Below are 25,985 nucleotides of genomic sequence, written 5' to 3'. Positions count from 1 at the left end.
TCCCACGTCAGGTGTGCACCCTGCCCGGGTAGTGGTCCGCGATCACGCGTGCCATCGCGCCGATCCGGTCCTCGGCCACGTCCTTCGCCGAGAAGAAGCAGTGGCCCTGCACCGAGCGGTACTTGCGCGCGAGCGTGAGGTGCCGGGACAGTTCGGCCGGGTCCTGCCAGGCGGCGGGCTGCGCCGGATCGCCCGCCTTGTACAGGGCCTCGCCGATGACGAGACCGGTGCCGCTGCCCCGCGCGACCGCATCCCACCAGGCCACGAGCTTGGCGTAGTCGGCGGCGCGGAAGCCGATGTTCCAGTACACCTGCGGGCAGATGTAGTCGATCCAGTGCTCGCGGACCCATTTCCTGGTGTCGGCGTGCAGATCGTCATAGGTCTGGACGCCCGCCGTGGTGGGCGAGCCCAGCGGGTCGGTCGCCGCGTTGCGCCACACCGCGAACGGGCTGATCCCGAACTTCACCCGCTTGTTGACCGCCTTGATCCGCGCGGCCGTCTCCCGTACCAGCTTGTCGATGTTGTCGCGCCGCCAGGCGTCGCGGTCCGGGAAGCCCGCGCCGTAGCGGGCGTACGCGTCGTCGTCCGCGAAGCTCTGGCCCGCCACCGGGTACGGATAGAAGTAGTCGTCCCAGTGCACCGCGTCCACCGCGTACTTGGAGACCGCGTCCAGCATCGCGTCCTGCACGAACCGGCGGACCTCCGGCATCCCGGGGTTGTAGTAGAGCCGTCCGCCGTACGCCACGACCCAGTCGGGGTGCACACGTGCGGGGTGGGTGGGGACGAGGCGCGAGGGGTCGGTGTGGTTGGCCACGCGGTACGGGTTGAACCAGGCGTGCAGCTCCAGGCCGCGCCGGTGCGCCTCGCGGACGGCGGTGCCCAGCGGGTCCCAGCCGGGGTCCTGGCCCTGGGTGCCGGTGAGGTACTGGGCCCAGGGCTCGTACGGGGACGGCCACAGGGCGTCGGCGGTGGGGCGGACCTGGAGGACCACCACATTGAGCCGGTCCGCGACCGCCCGGTCGAGGTGGACCAGGAGCTCGTCGCGCTGCTCGACCGCGGAGAGCCCGGGTCTGGAGGGCCAGTCGAGGTTGGACACCGTGGCCAGCCACACACCCCGGAACTCACGCACCCTCGGCGGGTTCCACGGCCGGGCCGCCGCGGGGGCCTGCTGCGGCCCCCTCGCCTCGGCCGCACCCACCGTGACCAGGCCGTTCACCGCCCCCGCCGTCCCGGCCACCACAGTGCCCGCCAACAGTCCCCGCCGAGTGATCCGTCCCACTTCACGACCTCCGCGTCGCAACGAATGTCCGGTGTTGCGCACAGCATGCCCGCCCCACCCCGTGATCCATACGCAGGCGCGGAGTAACGTCGTGCGCTGGGACGGGCGCCGGAATCATACGGGGGACCCGCCGGGAAGTTTCGTAGAGCGATTCGTAGAAGCGAAAGGCACGATGTGACCGACATCGAACGCGTCGGAGTGGTGGGCTGCGGCCAGATGGGGGCCGGCATCGCGGAGGTCTGCGCCCGCAGCGGCCTGGACGTGAAGGTCGCCGAGACCACCGGCGAGGCCCTGGAGATCGGCCGTACCCGGCTGCACAACTCCCTTTCGAAGGCCGCCGAGCGCGGCAAGATCACCGAGGCCGAGCGCGACGAGGCGCTGGCCCGGCTCAGCTTCACCACGGACCTGGGCGAGTTCGCCGACCGTGACCTCGTCATCGAGGCCGTCGTCGAGAACGAGCAGGTCAAGACCGAGATCTTCCAGGTCCTGGACCAGGTGGTGACCCGCCCGGACGCGATCCTCGCCTCCAACACCTCCTCCATCCCGCTGGTGAAGCTGGCGGTCGCCACCTCGCGGCCCGACCAGGTCATCGGCATCCACTTCTTCAACCCGGCGCCGGTGCAGAAGCTCGTCGAGCTGATCCCCGCGCTGACCACCTCCGAGGGCACCATCTCGCGCGCCCAGGCCGTGGTGGAGAAGATCCTCGGCAAGCACGCGATCCGCGCCCAGGACCGCTCGGGCTTCGTGGTCAACGCGCTCCTCATCCCGTATCTGCTCTCCGCGATCCGGATGTTCGAGTCGGGCATCGCCAGCCGTGAGGACATCGACAACGGCATGGAGCTCGGCTGCGCCCACCCGATGGGCCCGCTCAAGCTGTCCGACCTCATCGGTCTGGACACCGTGGCCTCGGTGGCGGACTCGATGTACGACGAGTTCAAGGAGCCGCTGTACGCGGCGCCTCCGCTGTTGCAGCGCATGGTGGACGCGGGGCGCCTGGGCCGTAAGACGGGGTCCGGTTTCTACTCGTACGCCTGAGTACGTCCGTAAGCCCTGATGCCGGGCCCGGTTCCTCTGTGTGAGGGCCGGGCCCGTCGCGTTCACACCGGGTGTGCACGGCGAGCCCGCATATGCGCGTCGCACACTCTCCCGCCCCTGGAACAGGGCGAGTTGACTCCGTGACGAAAAGTCAATGGCACCCTCCCACAACGACGAAGGAGCCTCGCCGTGCCGAGCGACCCCGGCCGTCCGATGGCCGTCGACGAACTGTCCGAGTTACGCCGCTCCCTGGAAGTGGGTCTGGCCCGTATCGACGGGCAGCTGACCCTGCTCACCCACCGGGACGACCAGAGCGACCGCGAACTGACCGAACTGGGCGTACGGGTGGCGTCCCTGGAGCACACGAGGTGGCCGCTGCCCGCGATCACGGCGCTCACCGCCCTCGGCGCACTGACCGTGGCGGTGTGGCAGGCGCTGGGGCGGTGAACGGGTGACGGCGATCGACTAGCCGTCGCCGAGCCGCATATGGTGGAGCATCAGGAGTCCGGCCGCCATGTTGGCGGCCGGGACCTCACCGCGGGCGATCATGTCCGGTACCAGCTTGAGCGGTATCCACTCGCGCCGTGACGACTCGAAGTCGTCCTCCGGGTAGCCGATGTACTCGGCCGTTTCCGACCAGTACAGATGGTGGCGGGCGTCGATGAGCCCGTTGGCGGGCTCGACGGTGATCAGATGGCGCAGCGGGCCCGGCCGCCACCCGGTCTCCTCCTCCATCTCGCGGGCGGCCGCGGCCTCGATGTCCTCGCCGTCCTCGACGACGCCGGCGGCCAGCTCCCAGCCCCAGCTGTCGGTGATGAACCGGTGCCGCCACAGCAGCAGGACCTCGTTGGCCTCGTTGACGGCGGTCGCGACGGCGACCGGGCGCAGCCGGATGAGGAAGTGGTCGAGGTGCCGCCCGTCCGGCAGGGCGACGTCGGCGAGATTGACCCGGAACCAGCGGTTCTCGTACACAGTTTGCTCACTCAGATTCGTCCACTGCACGTTTTTGCCACCTTCCGACAAGAGGATGGCAACATCGCAGCAGGCACACGCTCACAGGGGAACGCGCAGTGCCCCGTCGATCAGCTCGGCGGCTTCATCGGCGCCGGCGCAACCGCTCTCGACCAGATGCTCGCGTACGACGCGCAGCCGGTCGCGAAGGCGCTGCGACTCCATCCCCCGGGCCCGCTCGGCCATTTCGACCGCCGTCGCGACGGCCCGGTCCGCCTCGCCCTGCCTCAGCTCGATCTGCGCGAGCATCGCCAGGCGGTGCACCCTGCCCCGGTCGTGCGAGGGGGCGTGCGCCGCAAGGCCCGCCTGCTCGCGCGCGGCCGGCAGATCGCCGAGCCGCAGCAGGGCCTCCGCCACCTGGACGTTGACCAGGCCCGGCTGGACGTAGCCGGTCTCGGCGGGCTCGTACTTCGGCCGGATGCGCTCGGCCGCGCGCTCGGCGCCCCGGATCGAGGAGAGCGCGCTGCGCCCGTCGCCGAGGTGCGCGTACGCCTTGGCCTGCATCGCGTGCAGATCGGCGGCGAGCGCCGGAGTGAGCTGATGGCCCGCCGCCCGCAGCGCCGCCTCCGCGAAGGCGACCGCCTGGCGGTAGTCCCGCATGAACAGCGACTGGTTGACGAGCAGGGCGATGACATAGGCGCCGAGCCCCCGGTCCCCGCTGGCCTTCGCCAGGCGCAGCGCCTGGTGGAAGTAGCGCTGGGCGAGGCCCTGGGCATTGGAGTCGTACGCGCAGATCCCGGCGATCGCGACCAGTCCCCCGGTCGCGCGGTGCAGCTGGCGGCCGGTCGCGTCGGTGTAGCAGCCGCGCAGCAGCGGCGCGGTCTCGGAGTTGAGGAAGCCGACGATGCGCGAGCGGGTGGCGATGCCCCCGGCCTTGCGGTACATCAGCTCGTAGTGCGCGCGGGCCGCCCGCAGCATCTCGATGTCGGAGTCGCCGACCGCGGTCTGGCCGTGCCGGGACACATCGGTGTCCTCCGGCGGGTTCTCCCACTCCCACACCGGCATCACGGCCGGGGTGCCAGTGACGGCCGGCGCGCCCAATATGTGCGGGCGCTGCTGCTCGTCCGAGCGCCACAGCGCGGTGGCGCGCTCCACGAACCCGGCGAGCGGCGAGCCCACCGGCGCGACCGGCTCGCCCGGCACCCCGAGGCCGATGTCGTCGAGGGTGACCGGCCGGTGCAGCCGGGCCGCGAGCACCTCGCAGATCAGATCGGGCACCTGGCCGCGCGGCCGCTGCCCCTTCAACCACCGGGCCACGGCGGTGTGTTCGTACTTCAGCGCGAGCCCTCGGGCGCGCCCTGCCTGGTTCACATGGGCGGCCAGACCGGCGTTGGAGATGCCGGCCTCGTCGACCAGCGCGTCGAGCAGGGTATTGGGCTGCATCAGGCCCTCCGTTGGCTCGGACCCAGCGTAAAGGAGGCGCGTTCACACGGGGTGTGAAGGGAGTACTCGCATTTATGCGCCGCGCACTCTGCCGCGGGGGGCGGGCTGCCGGTTGACTGAACTGCCTCTCCACAGAGGCGTGTCGGGCCGCCGGCTCCCCCTCGTACAGTGCGGCGGCCCGCTCCCGGCGCCGCCGGTCCTGCCGAACTGCCCGTCACTCCGCGGCAGGGCCGACGGCGCCTCATCTCCGCCTCAGCGCCGTGCCCGCACGGCCGGTACGGCTCCGGGCTGTGCGGGCACGCGCACCCGGTCGTTGCGCAGCACCATCAGCGCCACATCGTCGGCGAGGTGTCCGCCGGTGTGCCGCAACAGCTCCCGCTGTACGCAGTGGATCACTGCTGCGGGGGACAGCGGGGTGTCCAGGGCCGCCCGGGCGAGTACTTCCTGCAGCCGGAAGAACCGCCCGGAGCGGTCCCTGGCGTCTTCGGCGCCGTCGGTGTGCAGGCACAGCGCCTCGCCGGGCAGCAGCCGGGTGCACAGGCGCGCGGGCAGCTCGGCCGGGAGCGGGAACGGGCCGAGCGGCGGCAGCGGATCGCCGGGCAGCAGCGGTTCGGCGCCGCCGCACAGCCGATGGGGCCAGGGATGGCCGCAGTTGAGGGCGAACACCCGGCCGTCGGGCCGGATCTCCAGGAGCAGTGCGGTGACGAACTCCTCGGCGAGCGGACTGTCGGGCTCGTCCGCGCGGTTCGCGGGGTGCTCGGCGCGGGCCCGCTCGCGCAGATGGCGCTGGAGCGCGCGCTCCAGGCGGCGCAGCACCCCGCCGAGTTCGGGCTCGTCGTGGACGGCCTCGCGGAAGCTGCCGAGGACGGCGGCGACCGCGCCGAGCGCGCCGAGACCGTGGCCGCGCACATCGCCTATGACGACCCGCACCCCGTACTGCGTGGCCATCGCCTCGTAGAGGTCGCCGCCGACGGTCGCGCCCGCGCGGCCCGCGCAGAGCTGCGCGGCGGCCACGGTCAGACCGTCGATACGGGGCGGCGGCGGGCGCAGCAGCACCCGCTGGGCGGCGTCCGCGACCTCCTGCACCAGGCGCAACTCCCGTGCCGCGCTTGACCGTACGGCGTGCAGCAGGAAGACGAGGGCGATCAGGAAGGCGGCACAGGTGGCGATCCGCAGGCTCATCGAGTCGTCGGTGGCCAGCGGGCAGGTGAGCTCCCAGAAGACGACCAGGACCAGCCACAGGACCGACAGCGTCAGGGCGAGCCCGCGGCCCGTGGCCAGGGCTCTGGCACAGACCGCCGCCCAACTCCCGGTACGGATCATGCCGTCGGCCCCCCTAGGGCCTGTCCGGTGGATCCTGCCTGGGACGCGGGGGTCTGGCACGCACATCCGCCGCGTTGTCGTCGGTTGCCATGGCTCCGCCATGCCGCCCTCCTCCGCCTTGCAGCTGCACGCACCAGACCCCCGCTCACCAGCACCGAAACGGCATCCGGAACCGCCGGCGGCCAGATCCACCGGACAGGCCCTAGGCCTCTGCGCCCCATCGCCCTCCGCCTGGCCTTCAAGGCCGGGTTGATTCTTTCGACGGTCCGCCCCTTTTTGCGTATATCGGCCCCTGTTCTCACCCGAACGAGTGAGAAGGTTCCGGTTAGCTGAAGAAAGGATTCCGGTTCGCCTAAGAATGCGAGGCAGCAGCCCGGGACAACGCGAAGGGCGCACCCGGAGAACCGGATGCGCCCTTCGATCGTCCTGCCCCGCGGGTTACGCCCCGCGCAGCACCACGCCGGTGTGCTCGGCCGCGAGGGCCACCGCCGCGTCGCGGGCGGCCGAGGCCTCCTCGACGGTCAGCGTGCGGTCGGCGGCGCGGAAGCGCAGCGCGTACGCCAGCGACTTCTTGCCCTCGCCGACCTGCTCGCCGGTGTAGACGTCGAACAGCCGGATGGACTCGAGGAGTTCACCCGCGCCACCGCGCAGGAAGTACTCCACGACACCCGCCGGGACCTCCGCGTCGACGACCAGCGCCACGTCCTGGGTGGCCACCGGGAAGGTGGAGATGCGCGGGGCCACCAGGGCGCCCTCCCCCGCCTTCGCCAGCGCGTCCAGGTCGAGCTCCATCGCGCAGGTGCGCTCCGGCAGGCTCAGCGCCTTGACCACGCGCGGGTGCAGCTCGCCCGCGTGACCGATGACGACGATCTCGCTGTCGATGACGACGGCGAGCTCGGCGCAGCGGCCCGGGTGCCAGGGGCCGTACTGGCCGTTCTGGACGATGAGTTCGGCACCGGCCTCGCGGGCCAGGGTCCGGGCGGCCTCGACCGCGTCGGCCCAGTCCGCCGGGCGGCCCTTGCCCCACCAGCCGGCCTGCTCGCGCGCACCGGCGAGGACGACGGCGGCGTGCCGGGGCTGCGCGGGCAGCACCGCGTCGAGCGCCGCGATCTCCTCGTCGGTGGGACGGCGGTCGACGGGCAGCACGGCGGCGACGCCCTGCTGCTCGCCCGGCAGGAAGACCAGACCGGTCTCGAAGAGCGCCAGGTCGTGGCTGCCGCGGCCGTCGTTGCGGCGCAGCGTGGCGAGCAGGCCCGGCAGCAGCGTGGTGCGCAGCGCCGGCTCCTCGTCGTTGAGCGGGTTGACCAGCTTCACGACACGGCGGGCCGGGTCGTCCTTCTCCAGGGCCAGCTGGTCGAAGACCTGCTCGGAGACGAACGGGTAGGCCAGCGCCTCGACGTAGCCCGCCCCGGCCAGCGCGCGGCCGGCCCGGCGGTGCAGCCGCTGGCGCTCGGTGAGCCCGCGCCCGGCGGGCGGCTTCGGCAGGGTGGAGGGCAGGTTCTCGTAACCCTCCAGCCGGATGACCTCTTCGGCGAGGTCGTTCGGCTCGGTGAGGTCGGGACGCCAGGACGGCACGGTGACGACGAGCTCGTCCTGCCCGTACACGTCGCAGCCGATCTCCTGGAGGCGGCGCACCACGGTCTCGCGGCCGTAGTCGACGCCCGCCACGCGGTCCGGGTGGTCGGCCGGGACGGAGACGGTGCGCGGCGCGGAGGGCGCGATGACCTCGGTGACACCGGCCTCGGCGGTCCCGCCGGCGAGCAGCACCAGCAGGTCGACGGTCCGCTGGGCGGCCGCGGAGGCGGCCTGCGGGTCGACGCCGCGCTCGAAGCGCTTGGACGCCTCGGAGGTCAGCTTGTGGCGGCGCGCGGTGCGGGCGATGGCGACCGCGTCGAAGTGCGCGGCCTCGATGACCACCTCGGTGGTGCCCCTGACCTGTCCGGTCTCGGGGTCCGTGACCGAGTCGGCGATCTCCGTGTTGGCGCCGCCCATCACACCGGCCAGGCCGATCGGGCCGCGGTTGTCGGTGATGACGAGGTCGGCGGCGTCCAGCTTGCGCTTGGCGCCGTCGAGGGTGGTGATCACCTCGCCGGGCTCGGCACGGCGCACGCCGATGGGGCCGTCGACCAGGCTGCGGTCGTAGGCGTGCAGCGGCTGGCCGAGCTCGATCATCACGTAGTTGGTGACGTCGACGGCGAGCGAGATCGGCCGCATGCCGGCCTTCTGCAGCCGGCGCTGGAGCCAGATCGGCGAGCGGGCCTCGGGGTCGAGGCCGACGACGGTGCGCGCGGTGAAGCGGTCGCAGCCGATCGGGTCGGCGATCTTCACCTGGTAGCCGTACGAGTTGGGCGCGGGCACGTCGAGCAGCGCCGGGTCGCGCAGCGGCAGGCCGTACGCGATGGCGGTCTCGCGGGCCACACCGCGCAGCGACAGGCAGTCGCCGCGGTTGGCGGTGACCGCGATGTCCAGGACCTCGTCGACGAGCTCCAGGAGCGCGATGGCGTCGGAGCCGGCCTCGTGCTCGGGCGGCAGGACGATGATGCCGCCGCTGCCGTCGTCACCCATGCCCAGCTCGTCGCCGGAGCAGATCATGCCGTGCGAGGTCTTGCCGTACGTCTGGCGCGCGGCGATCGCGAAGTCACCGGGCAGGACCGCGCCGGGGAGCACCACGACGACCTTGTCGCCGACCTGGAAGTTGCGCGCGCCGCAGACGATCTCCTGCGGCTCGCCGGTGCCGTTGGCCGTGCCGACGTCGACGGTGCAGAAGCGGATGGGCTTCTTGAAGCCCTCCAGCTCCTCGATGGTCAGCACCTGGCCGACGACCAGGGGGCCCTTGAGCCCGGCGCCGAGCTGCTCGACGGTCTCGACCTCAAGACCGGCGGACACGAGCTTGGCCTGGACGTCCCGGCCGGTCTCCGTCGCCGGCAGGTCGACGTACTCCCGCAGCCAAGAAAGCGGGACCCGCATCAGATCTCCATCCCGAACGGCCGGGTGAACCGGACGTCACCCTCGACCATGTCTCGCATGTCTTCGACGTTGTGGCGGAACATCAGCAGGCGTTCGATGCCGAAGCCGAAGGCGAATCCGCTGTACTTCTCGGGGTCGACACCGCAGGCGACGAGCACCTTCGGGTTGACCATGCCGCAGCCGCCGAGCTCGATCCAGCCCTCGCTGGAGCAGGTGCGGCAGGGGCGGTCGGGGTTGCCCACCGACTCGCCGCGGCAGACGTAGCACACCATGTCCATCTCGGCGGACGGCTCGGTGAACGGGAAGAAGTTCGGCCGCAGCCGGGTCTTCATGTCCTGCCCGAAGAGCGACTGGACCATGTGGTCCAGGGTGCCCTTGAGGTCCGCCATGGTCAGGCCCTCGTCCACGGCGAGCAGCTCGACCTGGTTGAAGACCGGGGTGTGCGTGGCGTCCAGCTCGTCCGTGCGGTAGACGCGGCCGGGGCAGATCACGTAGACCGGCGGCTCGCGGTCGATGAGCGAGCGGATCTGCACGGGCGAGGTGTGCGTGCGCAGCACGACGCCGGACTCGGTGCCGCCCTCGGGGCCCTGCACGAAGAACGTGTCGGCCTCGCCGCGGGCCGGGTGGTCCGGGCCGATGTTGAGCGCGTCGAAGTTAAACCACTCGGCCTCGACCTGCGGGCCCTCGGCCACCTCGTAGCCCATGGCCACGAAGATGTCCTCGATGCGCTCGGAGAGCGTGGTGAGCGGGTGGCGGGCGCCGGCCGGTACACGGTCGTACGGCAGCGTGACGTCCACCGCCTCCTCGACCAGGACGCGCGCGTCGCGCTCGGCCTCCAGCTCGGCCTGGCGGGCGGCCAGGGCCTTGCTGACGGCGCCGCGGGCCATGCCCACGAGCTTGCCGGCCGCGGCCTTGGCCTGCGGCGGCAGGGCGCCGATCTCGCGGTTGGCGAGCGACAGGGGCGAGGTGCCACCGGTGTGCGCGGTCTTCGCGTGTGCGAGCGCTTCGAGGTCACCGGCCGCGGCGAAGGCGGCGAGCGCCTCGTCCCGCATGCGCTCGATCTCTTCCGGTTTCAGTGCCTCGACCTCAACAGGGTCGTACGACTTATTGGGTGCCGACATCTCTTCCCGTACTTCCGATTGGCTTGGCTGGGGGTCCCGCCACCGCGACAGCGACTCGGCCGCGCGATATCGCGCGCGATGACACGGACACGAACGCGCCAAAGGTCGAGTCTAACGGGGTGCGGGAAGACGGATGCGCCCGTGGGCGGCCCGGTGGCTGCTACTGGAGGTAGGCCGGGGCGCCGACGGGCAGGATAAATCGGAACTCGGCGCCGCCGCCGGAGCCCCGGCCGACCGCGATCGTCCCGCCGTGCGCCTCGACGATGCCCTTGACGATGTAGAGGCCCAGGCCCGTCCCGCCGCGTTTGCTCCCCCGCCAGAAGCGGGTGAAGACACGGCCCATCGACTCCTCGGGGATGCCGGGGCCTTCGTCGCTCACGGTGACGGCCGTTCCCTTCTCGTCGTGCTCCTCGATACGGACCGGGGCGGGTCCCACCTCGATGGTGACGGTTCCCTCGCCGTGGCGCACCGCGTTTTCCAGCAGGTTGCCCAGTACCTGATCGATCTTGTCCGGATCCGCCCACAGATCGGGCAGCGGGCGCTGGATGCGGACCAGGAAGCGGTCGGGGGCCTGCCCGGAGGCGACATGCGCCTGGATGTGCCGGCCGACGGCGGCCGCGACGTCCACGGGCTGGCGGCGCACCTCAAGGCGGCCGGAGTCGATCCGGGAGATGTCGAGGAGTTCGGCGATCAGCCGGGTGACGCGGTTGGCGTCGGCGTCGACGGTCTCCAGCATCAGCCGCTTCTGGTCGTCCGTGAACCGCTCCCACTTGGCGAGCAGCGTCGCGGTGAACCCCTTGACCGAGGTCAGCGGCGAGCGCAGCTCATGGGCGACGGTGGCGATCAGCTCGGCGTGGCTGCGCTCGGTGCGCCGGCGCGCCTCGGTGGAGCGCAGGCTCACCACCACGCGCCGCACCGGCCCGGTGGGGTGCTCGCGCACGTACCGCGCGGACACCAGCACCTCGCGGCCGCCCGGCAGCAGCAGGTTGCGCTCGGGCTGGCCGACGCGGATGGCGAGTCCGCCGTACGGGTCGGTCAGCTGCCACCAGCGGCGGCCCTTGAGGTCTTCGAGCGGGAGCGCGCGCTCCAGCTGTACGCCGAGCGCGTCGCGTTTGGGGACCGCGGTGATCCTGGCGGCGGCCGCGTTGAAGCAGATGACGCGGCCCGTCTCGTCGGCGACGACGAGTCCGTCGGGCAGGTCTTCGGGGTCTATCCCCAGGGCGTCCGGGCTACCGGAAGGGCACACCAGGGCATTCTCGCCGATGGTCCTCACGCCGACAGCCATCCCCGTATCCCACCTCTCCGAAGCACACAGTGGGCCCCCGAGCCCGTCACACTACTAGCTACAGGTGACGGTGCGGACCCCCTCAGCGAGGAGTACGGGTGCGCTGGGCCCGCGCCGAGGCGTACAGGCACACCGCGGCGGCCGTCGCCAGGTTGAGGCTCTCGGCCTTCCCGTGGATCGGCACGCGCACCACGGCGTCCGCGAGCGCCCGGGTCTCCTCGGGCAGCCCCCAGGCCTCGTTGCCGAAGATCCAGGCGGTGGGGCCGCCCATGGTGCCCGCGTCGAGCTCGTCGTCGAGGTCGTCCTGGCCCGCCCCGTCGGCGGCGAGGATGCGCACACCGGCGTCCCGCAGCCCCCGTACCGCCTGCTCCACCGGGACGCCCACGGCGACCGGCAGATGGAAGAGCGAACCGACCGAGGCACGCACCGACTTGGGGTTGTAGAGGTCCACGGAGGCGTCAGTGAGGACGACCGCGTCGGCGCCCGCGGCGTCCGCGCAGCGCAGCACGGTGCCCGCGTTGCCGGGGTCGCGCACATGCGCGAGGACGGCGACCAGCTTGGGCCGCGCCTTGAGGATGTCCTCGAACGGCGAGTCCAGGAAGCGGCAGACGCCGACCAGGCCCTGCGGGGTGACGGTCTGCGAGACCTCGGCGAGCACCTCGTCGTCCGCGTAGTGCACCTTGGCCCCGGCGTCGCGGGCGGCGGCCACGATGTCCGCGTACCGCTCGGCGGCCTCGACGGTGGTGAACAGCTCGGTCAGCGTCGCCTCGCCGCCGGACCGGTGCTCGACGGCCTCCCGGACGGCCTGCGGCCCCTCGGCGATGAACCGGCGCTCCTTGCCGCGGAAGTTGCGCCGCGCAAGCCGCTTGGCGGCGGCGACGCGCGGGGAACGCGGGGAGATCAGCTCGGGGGTGGGCATGTGCGGTCTCTCTACGAGGGGGGGCGGGGCCGTGGGCGGCCCGGAGGGGCGCTTCCAGGGGCGCGGGGAACTGCGCGAGCAACCCAGCACGGTCCGCAGCCAGAAGCGGGGCCCCGGGGGGGCAGGACCGCCGGAACGCGCAGACCCGCAGGCCAAAGGCCTGCGGGTCCGGGTCCGGCTCAACAAGCCGTCAGGCGCTTACGCGGCCTTCGGGGCGTTGACGTCGCTCGGGAGCGCCTTCTGGGCGACCTCGACGAGCGCGGCGAACGCGTTGGCGTCGTTGACCGCGAGCTCGGCCAGGATCTTGCGGTCCACCTCGATGTTGGCGGCCTTCAGACCCTGGATGAGGCGGTTGTACGTCATGCCGTTCTGGCGGGCAGCGGCGTTGATGCGCTGGATCCACAGCTGACGGAAGTCGCCCTTGCGCTTCTTGCGGTCGTTGTAGTTGTAGACCAGCGAGTGGGTGACCTGCTCCTTGGCCTTGCGGTACAGGCGCGAGCGCTGACCGCGGTAGCCGGAGGCCGCTTCCAGGATCGCCCGGCGCTTCTTGTGGGCGTTGACTGCCCGCTTGACGCGTGCCACTTGTTAACTCCTTGTAGCGGGGCCGTGGTGGGTGATCACACGGCCCGAATTCGAATAGGTCCCGGTCTCGACGTTCCGCCCCCGGTCACCGGAGGCGGAGCAACGTCACTTGCCGAGAAGCTTCTTGATCTTCTTGGCGTCGCCCGGGGCCATCTCGGCGTTGCCGGTGAGGCGACGCGTCAGCTTGGACGACTTGTGCTCGAGCAGGTGGCGCTTGCCGGCACGCTCACGGAGCACCTTGCCGGAGCCGGTGATCTTGAAGCGCTTGCTGGCACCGCTGTGCGACTTGTTCTTCGGCATAGCGCCGTTATCTCCTCGTCAGTGGCGCTCCCAGCCGGTCCGGGGACCGGCGCACGGGAGCGTCATATGTATCGGTTGTCCTGGGCCGGCGGCCCGGGAATCAGGCCTCGGCGGGTTCCTCGGCCGACGCCTCGACGACGGGCTCCTCGACGGAGCCGTCCTCGTCGGCGACGGGCTGACCCTGGCGCTCCGCCTTGCGGGCGGCCTGCGCCTCGCGGGCTTCGGCCATAGCCTCGGTCTTCTTCTTGTGCGGACCGAGGACCATGATCATGTTTCGGCCGTCCTGCTTCGGGTTCGACTCGACGAACCCGAGGTCCTGGACGTCCTCCGCGAGACGCTGCAGCAGTCGGTAGCCGAGTTCCGGCCGGGACTGCTCGCGACCACGGAACATGATCGTGATCTTGACCTTGTCGCCCTGCTTGAGGAACCGGACGACGTGACCCTTCTTGGTGTCATAGTCGTGCGGGTCGATCTTCGGCCGGAGCTTCATCTCCTTGATGACCGTGTGCGCCTGGTTCTTGCGCGCCTCACGGGCCTTCATGGCCGACTCGTACTTGAACTTCCCGTAGTCCATGAGCTTGCACACGGGCGGACGGGCGTTCGCCGCGACCTCGACCAGGTCCAGGTCGTACTCCTGTGCGAGCTCCAGGGCCTTGGCAAGCGGAACAATCCCGACCTGCTCGCCGCTGGGACCGACAAGTCGCACTTCGGGAACGCGAATCCGGTCGTTGATGCGGGGCTCGGCGCTGATGGATCCTCCTCGGTAGCACCACACGCCTGTCTGGCAGACAAACGCGTACTTTCACTCGGGACCAACCATCGCGGCACATGAAAAATGCCCCGGACGGGACACAGGCGGGGCTCCAAGACAACCGGAACACCGCCGCGGTCAACCGCGGGGCGCACATCGGACGGCTCCATCGTCCGTACGGAACGATGGCTACCGTCTGACCGGGTGACCCGCCGTCCCTGGGGGCGGTCGGGTGGGAGATCGGAGCCTCCACTTGTGGGCCGGGCACATGGGAGTACCTGGCCGGTCGTTACACAAGGTTAGCAGGCCCCCGGCACGGGGGCCAATCGTGCGCACAGCACCGCAGCGCCTATCGTGTGGGGCATGAGTGAGACCTCCCCCCAGTCCCCCCAGACCACCGACTTCGACACCATGACCCGCGACATCGCGGAGGTCCCGGCCGTCGAGGTGATCGTGACGGTCGCCGTGAACCTGATGAGCGCCGCCGCGGTGAAGCTCGGTCTGACGGAGGAGGGCGACGAGCACAAGGACCTGGACGAGGCCCGCAAGCTCGTGCACGCGCTGGCCGGTCTGCTCGACGCCAGCACCACCGAGGTCAGCTCCTTCCACGCCGCCCCGCTGCGCGACGGCCTGAAGTCGCTCCAGCTCGCCTTCCGCGAGGCGTCCCTCGTCCCGGACGAGCCGGGCCAGGGCCCGGGCGAGAAGTACACGGGCCCGGTCTACGGCTAGTCCGACCCCTTCTTACGACGCGAAGCGCCCCCGGAATCCCGTTCCGGGGGCGCTTTCCGTTGCTCAAGTGCCGTTGCCCAGCCGCCGTCAGCGCGTGAACAGCGGCTCGTTCGGGGGCGGGGCCTGGGCCGGGAGCAGGGCGAGGTCGAGGCCCCGGACCAGGCGGGCGCGCAGCACCTCGTCGGCGGCGAGCAGATCGACGACCCGGCGCGCGGCCTCGGCCGGCACCGCGCCCTCGGCGAGCACGAGCACGAGGGTGCCGTCGGCGCTGCCCGGGCCGAGGTGGGCGCGCAGGACGGCCGGCTCGGCGGCGACGGCCTTGCGCACGGCCTCGGTCACCGCCGGGTCGTCCAGCGGGTCGGTGCTGGTGCGCCCCTCGGCGAGCGCCAGCAGGGCCGAGCCCTTCAGTTCGTACGCGACCGGGCCCGCGAGGTCGAGGACGACCGTGTCGGCCTGCTCGTGCGCGGCGGCCTGGAGGGCCTGGTGCAGCGGTACGGCGACGGGCCGGGCCGCCGGGTCCCAGAGCGCGAGCGAGGCGGTCGAGGTGAACGCGGGCAGCGCCTTGCGGTCGCCCGCCCGGAGCGTGGGCACCGCCATGTCGCTGGTCTTCTCGCGCCGCAGCCCGTTCTCGTCGGTCTCCACCTCGCCGAGGACGGCGACGATGGGCACGAGGAGCCGCGCGCCCTTCAGTGCGGCGAGCACGCGCGACTCGGCGGCGGCGTCGCCCTTCGCCCCGGCCCAGGCGGCCAGCGCCGCCGTGAGTTCGGGGTCGGCGGTGCCGTCGTCGTCGGAGAAACCGGGGTCCGGGATGTTCTTGAGCTCCACGCCACGAGCCTAACCGGGGCGCGCACCCGCTCCCGCCGGGCCCGGCCCGTAACCTCGCCGGATGGATCTGGACGCGGTGGCGCCGGCGGCTTGCGGGGGTTCGCTCTCGGTCGGTGTGTACGACCTGACGAGCGGCGCGGGCGCGGTGTACGGCGGCGAGGGGCGTACGTACGACACGGCGAGCGTCGTCAAGGTCGACATCCTCGCGGCTGTGTTCCTGCGGGCCCAGGACTCGTCCCGATCGCTGTCCGCGAGCGAATGGGATCGGGCGGCCGCGATGATCGAGCGGAGCGACAACGACGCGGCGACCGCGCTGTGGCGGCTGATCGGCGGCGCGCCCGGGCTTGACGCGGCGAACCGGCGACTGGGACTGACGGAGACGACCGGGGCGGCGGCGTGGGGGCTGACGCAGACCACGGTCCGGGATCAACTGGCGCTGCTGAAGGCGGTGTTCGGGGCGGATTCGGCGCTGGACGCGGGCTCGCGGGGGCGGCTTGCCACCCTGATGAGCCGTACGGTCGCCGGTCAGGACTGGGGCGTCTCGGCGGCGGGCACCGCGTGGGCCCTGAAGAACGGGTGGCTGCCCCGGACCGCGACGGGGCTGTGGGTCGTCAACAGCATCGGCCGCGTGACGGCCCCGGACGGCCGCGCGTATCTCGTGGCGGTCCTGTCGGACGGGCACGCGACGAAGGAGGCGGGGGTGTCGGCGGTGGAGGACGCGGCGCGGGCGGCGGTACGGGCGATGCCGGGGTCTTAGCGCGGCAGCGTGGCGAGGAGGCCCCTCACCTTGGGACCCTCGTGCGACTGCCGCGCCAGAAGGTGATCGAGGCGGCGAGCAGGAGGACGCCCGCGCCCGCCGCGAGCGCGGCCAGCCAGTCGCTCCGGTGGTCGGGCGCGCTGGGCTTGTCGGGGCCCGGGCCGAAGTAGGTGCTGCGGTTCGCGCGCTCGGCCGAGGTGTTCGTCCGTACGTCCGGCTTGAGGCGGGCGCCCGCGGCGAGCGCGGCCGCCGGGTCGACCATGCCGTATCCCCGGGAGTCGTCGCGTCCGCCTTGGGGCGCGTTGCGGGCGGTGTCCGCGAGGAGGGTCTTGATCTGCGCCGGGGAGAGTCCGGGGTGGGCCGAGCGGATCAGGGCGACGGCGCCGGAGACGAAGGCGGAGGCGGCGCTGGTGCCCCAGCCCTCGTAGTACTTGCGGTCCGGGTCCGCTATCACCACGTCGACACCGGGCGCGGAGACGGTGGCGTACCAGCGGCGGGTGGAGAAGGCGGCGTGCGTGCCGTAGCGGTCGACGGCCGCGACCGCGATGACGCCCGGGTAGGCGGCGGGGTAGGAGACGTGGTCGCCCTGCTCGCCGCCGTTTCCGGCGGAGGCGACGACGACGGCGCCCCGGGCGAGGGCGTACTGGATCGCGGCGTCCTCGGCGGGTTCGGGGTGCGCGGAGGCACTGTCGTCGCCGAGGGAGAGGTTGATGACGTCGGCGCCGTGGTCGGTGGCCCAGCGGATGCCCTCGGCGAGCGCGCCGCCACGGGTCTCGCGGGCCTTCTTGCGGGCCGGGTCGGACGATTCGAGGATCACCCGGACCGGCAGGATCTTGGCCTCGGGGGCGATGCCGAGCACGCCGTCCTGCCGGCCGGGGCCGTGTCCGTGGCCCGCGATGATCCCGGCCATGGCGGTTCCGTGCCGCGCCCAGTCGCGACTGCCCCGGCCGGCCCCGAACCCGATGAGGTCGTTGCCGGGCAGGACCGATCCGGCGAGGTCGGGCTGGGTGGCGTCGACGCCGGTGTCGAGCACGGCGACGGTGATGCCCTTGCCCTTGGTCGTACGCCAGGCCTCCTGCGTATGCATCGCGGCCAGCTCCCACTGCCGGTCCCGGATGGTGTCCGCCTGCGCGGGGGCGGCGGGGAGCAGCAGCGCGAGGATGGCGGCGCAGACGAGTGCGGCGGCGCGGGCGCGGCGGGGCTTGGTCATCGCTGCTTCTTCGTTCCGGTGGCGGCGGTCTTGCGCAGGGTCCGTTCCACCCGGTCGGCGATGCCCTTGGCGTCGTGGGTGAGCCCGGCCTCGACGGGGGCGTCGGTGGCACCGTCGGCGACGGCGCGGTCGGCGGGCTGCGGGTCGGTGACGGTACGGGCGTCGGCGAAGCCGGTGACGGAGTAGACGACGACGGGGGCGTCGGTGAGGACGCGTACGGTCCAGCTCGCCCGCTGCTTGTCGCCGAAACCGGCGGCGGGCGTGCCCTTGACCGGGTACGGGCGCGGCATCAGGTCGGTGCGGTCGCCCAGCGACTCGTCGCCGAACCGGGTGCGCAGCGCGGCCATCGCGGTGGCGTCGGCCTCGGTGAACACCAGCCCGACGGTGGTGACGGCGCTGGACGTGGCGTCGGTGTACGTGGCCCGCAACAGCCGTACGCAGCCGACCGGTTGGAGCACCTTGAGCAGCAGCGGGTCGAGCGCGCCCGCGCAGCCGCCGTCGGGCGCGACCCCGACCCGGGTCCAGACCCGGTCGGCGCCGCCGGGCCCCGCCCCGTTCCCGCTGATGGTGGGCGGGAAGAGGGTGTCCACGGGCACGTTGTGCCATAGGTCGCGGGCGGCGGTGTACCCGGTACGGGAGTCCCCGTCCCCGGATCCGCTCCCGATCCAGCTCCCGGCCGCGGCCCCGCCGATGAGCCCGAGGCCCAGCACGAGGCATATGGCGGCCGCGACGACCCGTCCGGCCCGGCGGTGGCGCGCAGGCTCAACACCGGGCGCGCCTTGGTCCCCGCCGACGGGTATCAAGGGCGGGATGTCGGGTATGGGGGGCGGGGACGCAGGCGGTGGCGTGGGCATGGCCGCCGTCGCGGGCACACCATCGCCGGACGGCACGGCGGGCGCCGCCATCGGGCGCGGCCCGGGCACGTACGCCGGAGGCCCGGCGGGCAGCCTCGGCGGGATGGACACGGGCGCGGCCGGACCGGCCGCCGGTGTCGCCACCGGCTTCGGCGGAACGGCAGGACGCGACGGCGTCGCCAGGGCGGCGTCCAGCAGATCGATGGCGGAACGGCGCTCGGCGGGGGGCGCGGGCACGGGCCGACCACCGGTCGGCGAAGCCGCTGGCGCCGTCTCGCCACGGGGCCGGGCCGCCGCACCCTCGTCCGGGGTCGGTGTCGTCGGGGGCCGTTGCGCGTCCGTGGTCAATGGCCCCCCTCGTACCCTTCGTGCCTGCGCTGCGGATCGGCTTGGCCGGCAGGGCCGTTCGTTGCCGCGTTGGCGATACTTTACGGGCTGGGCAGGCCGGGCAGGGCGCGGGACCGGACGGGCGGGGGATCTGCCCCGATCGTCCCCCTACCCCCGGGTAGGACGTTCTGGCAGGCTCTGCCCATGACTCCGCGCGCAGCCGACCGGGCCCGCTACGACCGGGCCACCGCAGCTCTCGACGCCCCGCTCGCGCTCGTGGACCTGGAGGCGTTCGACGCCAACGCCGACGACCTCGTCCGGCGCTCCGGCGGCAAGCCGATCCGGGTCGCCAGCAAGTCCGTACGCTGCCGGGCCCTGCTCGAACGGGTGCTGGCGCGCGACGGGTTCGCCGGGATCATGTCGTTCACGCTCGCCGAGTCGATCTGGCTGGCCCGGGCCGGGTTCGAGGACGTCCTGCTGGCCTATCCGTCCGCCGACCGGGAGCGGTTCACCGAGCTGACCGGCGACCCCAAGCTCGCGGCCGCGATCACCGTCATGGTCGACGACCCGGCCCAGCTCGACCTCATCGACCGGGCCCGGGAGCGCCACGACCTCGTGGTCCGCGTCTGCGTCGAGCTGGACACTTCGCTCCACTTGCTCGGCGGGCGCGTACGCGTCGGCGCCCGCCGCTCGCCGCTGCGCGACCCCGCGCAACTCGCCGACCTGGCCCGCTCCATCGACCGCCGTCCCGGCTTCCGGCTGGTGGGGATCATGGCGTACGAGGGTCATGTCGCCGGGGTGGGCGACGCCATCGCGGGGCGGCCGGTGCGGTCGCGGGCGATCCGGCTGATGCAAAGCGCCGCGCGCAAGGAACTGGCGGCGCGCCGGGCCGAGGTGGTGCGGGCCGTGCGGGCCGTCGTGCCGGATCTGGAGTTCGTCAACGGGGGCGGAACGGGAAGCGTCCAGCACACCGCCGCCGAGGACGCCGTCACCGAGATCGCCGCCGGTTCCGGGTTGTACGTGCCGCGCCTGTTCGACAACTACACGTCGTTCACCGGGCGGCCCGCCGCCCTCTTCGCCCAGCCGGTGGTGCGCCGCCCGGGCGTCGGGGTGGTGACCGTGCTCGGCGGCGGCTACCCCGCGTCGGGCGCGGCGGGCGTGGACCGGCTGCCGGTTCCGTATCTGCCGGAAGGGCTCCGCTACGACCCGCAGGAGGGGGCCGGAGAGGTGCAGACGCCGCTGCTCGGCTCGGCCGCCGACGATCTGCTGATCGGCGACAAGGTGTGGTTCCGGCACGCCAAGGCGGGTGAACTGTGCGAGCGGTTCGACGAGTTGCACCTGGTGGAGGGCGACCGCGTCACCGCGGCCGTGCCCACGTACCGGGGCGAGGGCCGCACCTTCCTCTGACACCGGACGATCACGGCGCCGGGGGCGCCACGCTGCTGCCGACTCCGCCGTTCTGCGTTCCCCCGATGACCCGGATGCCCTCGGTGATCCGGTCCATGCCGGTGGGCGGCACGGCGCCCGCCCCCGCGTCGAAGGCGAACCGGACGATGATCATCGACTCGCTGCCGACGCTGGACGGAAACGCCAGCGACTCCACGTAACCCCCGGCCCCCGCACCGGTCTTGACGCTCCACCGGACCAGATAGCCGGTGCGCCCGGCGACCACCACGGACGCGGAGCGCACCTCGCGGTGCGAGACCATCCCACCGTAGTGGCGGCTGCCGAGGATGTCCTTGTCGTACGCGTCGTCGGCCGCGTCCGTGATGTCGTGCTTCGCGATGGCCTCGGCCGTCTTGAGGTCGGTCGCGGTGGCGGTGCGGCTGGTGACGATGGCGTGGTGGCAGAACTGGCCCTTGTCACCGGGGCAGTCGAAGGTCTCCTTGGTCCACATCGTGGGGTAGCCCCCGACCGTGGAGTCGGGCTTCTCCCAGCCGGACATGACCGGCAGGGTGATGCCGTTGAGCTGGTCGACCAGGACGCCCGGGTCGTCCGTGGGCGACGCGCTCGGGGCCGGAACCGTGCTCTGCCCGTGCGAGGTGGCCGCCTGCGTCGGCTGGTCCGGCGCCGCGACGGCCGCCGGGCCGCTGTCGTCCTTGCGGAGCAGCGCGACCCCGGCGACGATCGCCGCGACAAGGACCACCGCGGCCACGACCACCGCGACGACCCGGCCCCGCCCCGGCGGCCGCTCCCCCACGGGCGGCAGCGGAACCGTGACCGCGGCCGGTGGCGCGGGCGGCACCACCGGCACCATCGGCTGCCCCGCGGCTCTGGTGTACCCGGTCCATGCGGTCCCGTCCCACCAGCGCTCGATGGCGGGACTGCCCGGATCCGGGTACCAGCCGGGCGGCGTCGTCATGCTCATCGGGCCACCCTATGGGGGCGGTTCAGCCCCCGTACACCGTGTCCTGCTGGTCGGCCACGACCGTGCCGTCGCCCCGGCGGACGGGGGCGGGGGTGCCGTCGTGGTCCGTGTACGCGGTGGTGGAGCACGGGTAGGCGGCGCTCTTGCGGCCCTTGGGCTGGATGAACATCGGGTTCACGATCCAGCGGCCGTCGTTGTTGTCGTACGCGCGGCACATCAGCTCGTTCTTGTTGCGGTTCAGGACGAGCCGCAGCGCGGTCGCGTCCCGCAGGAACGACACATCGGTGTCGGAGTCGCCCGCCGCGAACACCTGGCGCCGCGAGGCGGGTTGGACCTTCTCGGCGGCCGCGCCGCGCACCCCGAAGATCTCCTGGTTGATCCAGCACCGCTTGCCGTCGATGTACGTGATCATCCCGTCCTCGCCGTCGGCTACCGTGCCGCAGCCCTTGATGTGCGGGGTGATCCGGCCGTGCGAGGTGACGCTGCGGATGCCGATGGCGTGGTCCTTGGCGACGCCCACGCCGCCCACCCACTCGTCGACGACCGTCTCGGGCGACGCCGAGGTGATCCAGACGTCGAACCCGGCCTTCTGGAACGTACGGATGAGATCGCGCTGCTGGTCGTAGTAGCGCACCCAGCCGGTCACCTTGGCCGTGCCGACCTGCTGCTCGGTGCCGATGGGGGCGGCCAGGTTCTCGGCGCGGGCGGCGCGCGCGAACGCCTTGATGTCGGCGGTGCGCCAGCCGTTCATCAGCTGGGCGAGCCAGGCGTACTGCGGCTCGATCCGGCGGCGGTCGAAGCCGGTGAAGGCGGTGGCGCCCTTGGTGGTCGTGCCCTCGCCGTAGACCGTGCGTATCTCGTCGGCGCAGCGGGTGTCGGTGGCCGTGGGCAGGGTGGCGCCGCCGGACGGGCAGGCGGCGGCGAGCGCGGTGGCGGCCTGGTCGGTGAGGTAGCGGCTGGTGGTGTGCCAGTCGCCGTGCTGCGGGCGGCGGATCTTGGAGTGGCGCAGCATCCAGTACATCGTGGCGTCGCCGACGTCGTTCTTGACGACGGTGTTGTCCCAGTCGAAGACCGCGACGGGCCCCAGCCCCTTGGCCGCGCCCGCGCCCTTGCCGCACTTGCCGTAGCTGTCGATCAGCTCCTGGAGCCGGGCCTGGTTCTGCCCGTACCAGCCCTGCGAGACGGTCAGCGTGGGGCACGCGCCCGTGTGCGCCTGGGCGGTGGGGGCGGCGGCGAAGGCACTCCCCGCGATCGCCAGAGCGGCGGCCGCGGCCTGCCAACGACGTGCATTGCGCATGAACACTCCTGTCACCAACGGAAGATCGGTGGAACGCTAGACACGACAGCCGGGCGTCGTGCGACGCCCGGCTGTCTGAGGGGTGGAGTAAAGGTGAACGGCTAGAGCGGCGTCACGTACGCGCCCGAGATACCGCCGTCGACCAGGAAGTCCGTCGCGTTGACGAACGACGAGTCGTCACTGGCGAGGAACGCTACGGCGGCGGCGATCTCCTCGGCCTGGGCGAAGCGGCCGAGCGGGATGTGCACCAGGCGGCGCGCGGCCCGCTCGGGGTCCTTCGCGAACAGCTCCTGGAGCAGCGGGGTGTTGACCGGCCCCGGGCACAGCGCGTTGACCCGGATGCCCTCGCGGGCGAACTGCACACCCAGCTCACGGGACATCGCGAGCACGCCGCCCTTGGACGCGGTGTACGAGATCTGCGAGGTCGCGGCGCCCATCCGGGCCACGAACGACGCCGTGTTGATGATCGAGCCGCGGCGCTGCTCGCGCATGTACGGGATGGCGGCCTTGCAGCACAGGTAGACCGAGGTGAGGTTGACGTCCTGGACGCGCTTCCACGCCTCAAGCCCGGTCTCCAGGATCGAGTCGTCGTCGGGCGGCGAGATGCCCGCGTTGTTGAAGGCGATGTCCACGCTGCCGTAGGTGTCGTACGCGGCCTTGAAGAGGGCGTCGACCTGCTCGGCGTCGGTGACGTCGACGCGTACGGCCAGTCCCCCGACCTCGTCCGCGGCCTTCTTGGCGGCGGCCTCGTCGATGTCGCCGCACACCACGTGGGCGCCCTCGGAGGCGAGGCGGCGGGCGGTGGCGAGGCCGATGCCGCTGCCGGCTCCGGTGATCACGGCGGTGCGGCCGACGAGCCGGCGGCAGATGCTTTCCTGGGTCACAGTGCGGGGCCTTCCGTGCTGATGAAGACGTTCTTGGTTTCGGTGAAGGCGGCCAGCGCGTCCGGACCGAGCTCACGGCCCAGGCCCGACTGCTTGTAGCCGCCGAAGGGGGTCCAGTAGCGCACGCTGGAGTGCGAGTTGACGGAGAGGTTGCCCGCCGCGACCGCACCGGACACCCGCAGGGCGCGGCCCACGTCACGGGTCCAGACGGAGCCGGACAGGCCGTATTCGGTGGCGTTGGCCAGGCGTACGGCGTCCGCCTCGTCCTCGAACGGAAGCACCACGGCGACCGGCCCGAAGACCTCCTCGGCCGCGACCGGCGCGTGCGGGGCGACCCCCGTCAGGACGGTCGGCGGGAACCAGAAGCCGGGGCCGTCGGGCGCGCTGCCCCGGATGCCGTCCATGCCGCCGTCGACGTACGCGCGTACGCGCTCCAGCTGGGCCTTGGAGATCAGCGGGCCCATCTGGGTCTTCTCGTCGGCCGGGTCGCCGACGACGACGGACTCGATGCCGGGGGCGAGCAGTTCGAGGAACCGGTCGTAGACGGAGCGCTGGACCAGGATGCGGGTGCGGGCGCAGCAGTCCTGGCCGCTGTTGTCGAGGAACGACATGGGCGCGGCCGCGGCGGCCGCCTCGATGTCGGCGTCCGCGAAGACGATGTTGGCGCTCTTGCCGCCGAGTTCGAGGGTGAGCCTCTTCACCCGGTCCGCGCACTTGGCCATGATCTGCTTGCCGACCCGGGTGGAGCCGGTGAAGACGATCTTGGCGACACCGGGGTGCTCGACGAGGGCCGCGCCCGCGACGGCGCCCGCGCCCGGGAGCACCTGGAACAGATCCTCGGGCAGACCCGCCGCCACCGCGAGCCCGGCGAGGCGCAGGGCGGTGAGCGGGGTGGTCTCGGCGGGCTTGAGGATCACCGCGTTCCCGGCCGCGAGCGCCGGGGCCATGCCCCAGGCGGCGATCGGCATCGGGAAGTTCCAGGGCGCGATGACGCCGACGACGCCCAGCGGTTCGAGGATGGTGATGTCGAGGCCGCCCGGAACCGGGATCTGGCGTCCCGTCAGGCGCTCCACTCCCCCGGCCGCGTAGTCCAGCAGATCGCGGACGTTGCCGGCCTCCCAGCGGGCGTTGCCGACCGTGTGCCCGGCTTCGCGGACCTCCAACTGGGCGAGTTCTTCGAGGTGTTCGTCGACCGCGACGGCGAAGCGGCGCAGCAGCCGGGCGCGGTCGGCCGGGGCGAGTGCGGCCCACTTCTGCTGCGCCCGCGCGGCCCGTACGACCGCCGCGTCCACGTCTTCGGCACTGGCACCGGGGACGGTCGCGATGACCTCCTCCGTCGCCGGGTTGAGCACCTGGTGCTCGTACGGTTCATCGGACAACGGGGGCCTCACAGGCGTTCGAAGGAGCGGCGGAGCTCCCAGTCGGTCACCGCGGCGTCGTAGGCGTCCAGCTCGACGCGCGCCATGTTGCGGTAGTGCGCGACCACCTCGTCCCCGAAGGCGGCCTTGGCGATGGGGCTGTTCTCCCACAGCTCGGCGGCCTCGCGCAGGGTGGTCGGGACGTGCTCGTACTCCGACGTGTACGCGTTCCCGGCGCAGGCGTCCGGCAGTTCGAGCTGCTGCTCGACGCCGTAGAGACCGGCCGCGACAAGTCCGGCGACCGCCAGATGGGGGTTGACGTCACCGCCCGGCAGCCGGTTCTCGAACCGAAGCGAGCGGCCATGCCCGACCACCCGCAGCGCACAGGTGCGGTTGTCGTAGCCCCAGGCGACGGCGGTGGGCGCGAACGAACCCGGCTGGAAGCGCTTGTACGAGTTGATGTTCGGCGCGTACAGGAGGGAGAAGTCCCGCAGCGCGGCCAGCTGTCCGGCCAGGAAGTGGCGCATCAGCGGGGACATGCCCCCCGGGCCGTCGCCCGGCATGACATTGCGACCGTCCTCGTCGGCGAGCGAGAGGTGGATGTGGCAGGAGTTGCCCTCGCGCTCGTTGTACTTGGCCATGAACGTGAGCGAGACGCCCTCCTGGGAGGCGATCTCCTTGGCGCCGGTCTTGTAGATCGCGTGCTGGTCGCAGGTGACCAGGGCCTCGTCGTAGCGGAAGACGATCTCGTGCTGGCCCGGGTTGCACTCGCCCTTGGCGGACTCGACGGTCAGGCCCGCGCCCGCCATGTCGTTGCGGATGCGGCGCAGCAGCGGCTCGATCCGGCCGGTGCCGAGCACCGAGTAGTCGATGTTGTACTGATTGGCCGGGGTCAGCCCCCGGTAGTCCGCGTTCCAGGCCTGCTCATAGGTGTCCCGGAAGACGATGAACTCCAGCTCGGTGCCGACCTGGGCGCTCAGGCCGAGCTCGGCGAGCCGGTCGAGCTGGCGGCGCAGGATCTGGCGCGGGGCGGCGACGACGGGCGCGCCGTCCTCCCAGCCGAGGTCCGCGATGAGCATGGCCGTGCCGTCGTTCCAGGGGACGCGGCGCAGGGTGGAGAGGTCGGGGAGCATGGCGAAGTCGCCGTAGCCGCGCTCCCAGGACGACATCTCATAGCCGTCGACGGTGTTCATCTCGGTGTCGACGGCGAGGAGGTAGTTGCAGCCCTCGGTGCCATGGGCGACGACCTCGTCGAGGAAGAAACGTGCGGCGAACCGCTTGCCCTGGAGCCGCCCTTGCATATCGGGGAAGGCCAGGACCACAGTGTCGATCTCGCCGCTCTCGACGAGCGCGCGCAGCGCGTCGATGTCGAGCGGGGGTGTGCGGTCTGCCACGGGAAAAGCCTCCTTCGGTCAGCCGA

General features: G+C 72.2%; 24 protein-coding genes. 5 read left to right on the top strand and 19 right to left on the bottom strand.

Annotation, left to right across the window (positions count from 1 at the left end; translation table 11 throughout):
- Positions 1-7 precede the first annotated feature (7 nt).
- Entirely contained in the window at positions 8-1,270 is a 1,263-nt protein-coding gene (locus ACT1U9_RS26045; RefSeq protein ID WP_444539248.1) for a glycoside hydrolase family 10 protein, read from the bottom strand.
- 183 nt (positions 1,271-1,453) lie between these two features.
- On the opposite strand from ACT1U9_RS26045, the gene ACT1U9_RS26040 reads away from it, so the two are divergent.
- Together ACT1U9_RS26040 and ACT1U9_RS26035 are read left to right on the top strand one after the other, a co-directional pair.
- Positions 1,454-2,314 (top strand): 3-hydroxybutyryl-CoA dehydrogenase, encoded by an 861-nt coding sequence (locus ACT1U9_RS26040; protein ID WP_444535068.1) that lies wholly within the window; start codon positions 1,454-1,456, stop codon positions 2,312-2,314.
- Between the two features lie 189 nt (positions 2,315-2,503).
- Complete coding sequence (locus tag ACT1U9_RS26035) at positions 2,504-2,761, top strand: hypothetical protein (protein WP_444535067.1); 258 nt, start codon at positions 2,504-2,506, stop codon at positions 2,759-2,761.
- A gap of 18 nt (positions 2,762-2,779) precedes the next feature.
- Here the strand turns inward: ACT1U9_RS26035 and ACT1U9_RS26030 are convergent, their stop codons facing one another.
- From ACT1U9_RS26030 to infC, 10 genes are all read right to left on the bottom strand, one after another.
- On the bottom strand, positions 2,780-3,316 hold the full coding sequence (locus ACT1U9_RS26030; protein WP_444535066.1) for an NUDIX domain-containing protein: 537 nt from the start codon (positions 3,314-3,316) through the stop codon (positions 2,780-2,782).
- 51 nt (positions 3,317-3,367) lie between these two features.
- Positions 3,368-4,708, bottom strand: coding sequence for a transcriptional regulator (locus ACT1U9_RS26025; protein ID WP_188271605.1), 1,341 nt, complete (start codon positions 4,706-4,708; stop codon positions 3,368-3,370).
- A gap of 252 nt (positions 4,709-4,960) precedes the next feature.
- On the bottom strand, positions 4,961-6,031 hold the full coding sequence (locus ACT1U9_RS26020) for a PP2C family protein-serine/threonine phosphatase (RefSeq protein WP_444535065.1): 1,071 nt from the start codon (positions 6,029-6,031) through the stop codon (positions 4,961-4,963).
- Positions 6,032-6,469: 438 nt separating this feature from the next.
- Positions 6,470-8,998 (bottom strand): phenylalanine--tRNA ligase subunit beta, encoded by a 2,529-nt coding sequence (pheT, locus tag ACT1U9_RS26015; RefSeq protein ID WP_444535064.1) that lies wholly within the window; start codon positions 8,996-8,998, stop codon positions 6,470-6,472.
- The gene (gene pheS / locus ACT1U9_RS26010) at positions 8,998-10,119 is read right to left on the bottom strand and encodes a phenylalanine--tRNA ligase subunit alpha (RefSeq protein WP_444535063.1); all 1,122 of its coding nucleotides are present in this window, start codon (positions 10,117-10,119) and stop codon (positions 8,998-9,000) included. The genes pheT and pheS overlap by 1 nt, the downstream gene beginning before the upstream one ends.
- Before the next feature lie 160 nt (positions 10,120-10,279).
- Positions 10,280-11,404 carry an ATP-binding protein gene (locus ACT1U9_RS26005; RefSeq protein ID WP_444535062.1) on the bottom strand — a complete coding sequence of 375 codons (1,125 nt, stop codon included), beginning with the start codon at positions 11,402-11,404 and terminating at the stop codon, positions 10,280-10,282.
- Between the two features lie 82 nt (positions 11,405-11,486).
- Complete coding sequence (locus ACT1U9_RS26000) at positions 11,487-12,323, bottom strand: TrmH family RNA methyltransferase (protein ID WP_444535061.1); 837 nt, start codon at positions 12,321-12,323, stop codon at positions 11,487-11,489.
- A 198-nt stretch (positions 12,324-12,521) separates the two neighbouring features.
- Entirely contained in the window at positions 12,522-12,905 is a 384-nt protein-coding gene (rplT, locus tag ACT1U9_RS25995) for a 50S ribosomal protein L20 (RefSeq protein WP_003970214.1), read from the bottom strand.
- Positions 12,906-13,010: 105 nt separating this feature from the next.
- Positions 13,011-13,205 (bottom strand): 50S ribosomal protein L35, encoded by a 195-nt coding sequence (rpmI, locus tag ACT1U9_RS25990; protein WP_030754426.1) that lies wholly within the window; start codon positions 13,203-13,205, stop codon positions 13,011-13,013.
- A 100-nt stretch (positions 13,206-13,305) separates the two neighbouring features.
- The gene (infC, locus tag ACT1U9_RS25985) at positions 13,306-13,980 is read right to left on the bottom strand and encodes a translation initiation factor IF-3 (RefSeq protein ID WP_444535060.1); all 675 of its coding nucleotides are present in this window, start codon (positions 13,978-13,980) and stop codon (positions 13,306-13,308) included.
- Positions 13,981-14,319: 339 nt separating this feature from the next.
- Between infC and ACT1U9_RS25980 the strand changes: the two genes are divergently transcribed.
- Positions 14,320-14,685, top strand: a complete 366-nt coding sequence (locus ACT1U9_RS25980) for a DUF1844 domain-containing protein (protein WP_188271612.1) — start codon at positions 14,320-14,322, stop codon at positions 14,683-14,685.
- An 87-nt stretch (positions 14,686-14,772) separates the two neighbouring features.
- On the opposite strand, the gene ACT1U9_RS25975 is transcribed toward ACT1U9_RS25980, so the two are convergent.
- The gene (locus tag ACT1U9_RS25975; RefSeq protein WP_444535059.1) at positions 14,773-15,510 is read right to left on the bottom strand and encodes an SseB family protein; all 738 of its coding nucleotides are present in this window, start codon (positions 15,508-15,510) and stop codon (positions 14,773-14,775) included.
- Between the two features lie 61 nt (positions 15,511-15,571).
- Here ACT1U9_RS25975 and ACT1U9_RS25970 point away from each other — a divergent pair, with 61 nt between their 5' ends.
- Complete coding sequence (locus ACT1U9_RS25970; protein WP_444535058.1) at positions 15,572-16,267, top strand: serine hydrolase; 696 nt, start codon at positions 15,572-15,574, stop codon at positions 16,265-16,267.
- A gap of 25 nt (positions 16,268-16,292) precedes the next feature.
- On the opposite strand, the gene mycP is transcribed toward ACT1U9_RS25970, so the two are convergent.
- Positions 16,293-17,477, bottom strand: coding sequence for a type VII secretion-associated serine protease mycosin (mycP, locus tag ACT1U9_RS25965; protein ID WP_444535057.1), 1,185 nt, complete (start codon positions 17,475-17,477; stop codon positions 16,293-16,295).
- Positions 17,474-18,568: a hypothetical protein gene (locus ACT1U9_RS25960; protein WP_444535056.1), complete on the bottom strand. Its 1,095-nt coding sequence runs from the start codon at positions 18,566-18,568 to the stop codon at positions 17,474-17,476. The genes mycP and ACT1U9_RS25960 overlap by 4 nt, the downstream gene beginning before the upstream one ends.
- A gap of 294 nt (positions 18,569-18,862) precedes the next feature.
- On the opposite strand from ACT1U9_RS25960, the gene ACT1U9_RS25955 reads away from it, so the two are divergent.
- A complete protein-coding gene (locus tag ACT1U9_RS25955) occupies positions 18,863-20,065 on the top strand; it encodes an amino acid deaminase/aldolase (RefSeq protein ID WP_444535055.1) in 1,203 nt (400 codons plus the stop codon).
- Between the two features lie 10 nt (positions 20,066-20,075).
- On the opposite strand, the gene ACT1U9_RS25950 is transcribed toward ACT1U9_RS25955, so the two are convergent.
- The 5 genes from ACT1U9_RS25950 to ACT1U9_RS25930 all read right to left on the bottom strand — a co-directional run bounded on the left by ACT1U9_RS25950 (position 20,076) and on the right by ACT1U9_RS25930 (position 25,959).
- Positions 20,076-21,026: a DUF2510 domain-containing protein gene (locus ACT1U9_RS25950; protein ID WP_444535054.1), complete on the bottom strand. Its 951-nt coding sequence runs from the start codon at positions 21,024-21,026 to the stop codon at positions 20,076-20,078.
- 22 nt (positions 21,027-21,048) lie between these two features.
- The gene (locus ACT1U9_RS25945) at positions 21,049-22,323 is read right to left on the bottom strand and encodes a haloacid dehalogenase-like hydrolase (protein WP_444535053.1); all 1,275 of its coding nucleotides are present in this window, start codon (positions 22,321-22,323) and stop codon (positions 21,049-21,051) included.
- 101 nt (positions 22,324-22,424) lie between these two features.
- Positions 22,425-23,207: a 3-oxoacyl-ACP reductase gene (locus ACT1U9_RS25940; protein WP_444535052.1), complete on the bottom strand. Its 783-nt coding sequence runs from the start codon at positions 23,205-23,207 to the stop codon at positions 22,425-22,427.
- Positions 23,204-24,586 (bottom strand): aldehyde dehydrogenase family protein, encoded by a 1,383-nt coding sequence (locus ACT1U9_RS25935; protein ID WP_444535051.1) that lies wholly within the window; start codon positions 24,584-24,586, stop codon positions 23,204-23,206. The genes ACT1U9_RS25940 and ACT1U9_RS25935 overlap by 4 nt, the downstream gene beginning before the upstream one ends.
- Before the next feature lie 8 nt (positions 24,587-24,594).
- A complete protein-coding gene (locus tag ACT1U9_RS25930) occupies positions 24,595-25,959 on the bottom strand; it encodes a glutamine synthetase family protein (RefSeq protein WP_444535050.1) in 1,365 nt (454 codons plus the stop codon).
- Positions 25,960-25,985 lie beyond the last annotated feature (26 nt).

The organism is Streptomyces sp. BR1 (genome assembly GCF_052373795.1).
Classification (GTDB): domain Bacteria; phylum Actinomycetota; class Actinomycetes; order Streptomycetales; family Streptomycetaceae; genus Streptomyces.
This window is presented reverse-complemented; position numbering and strand designations above follow the sequence as displayed.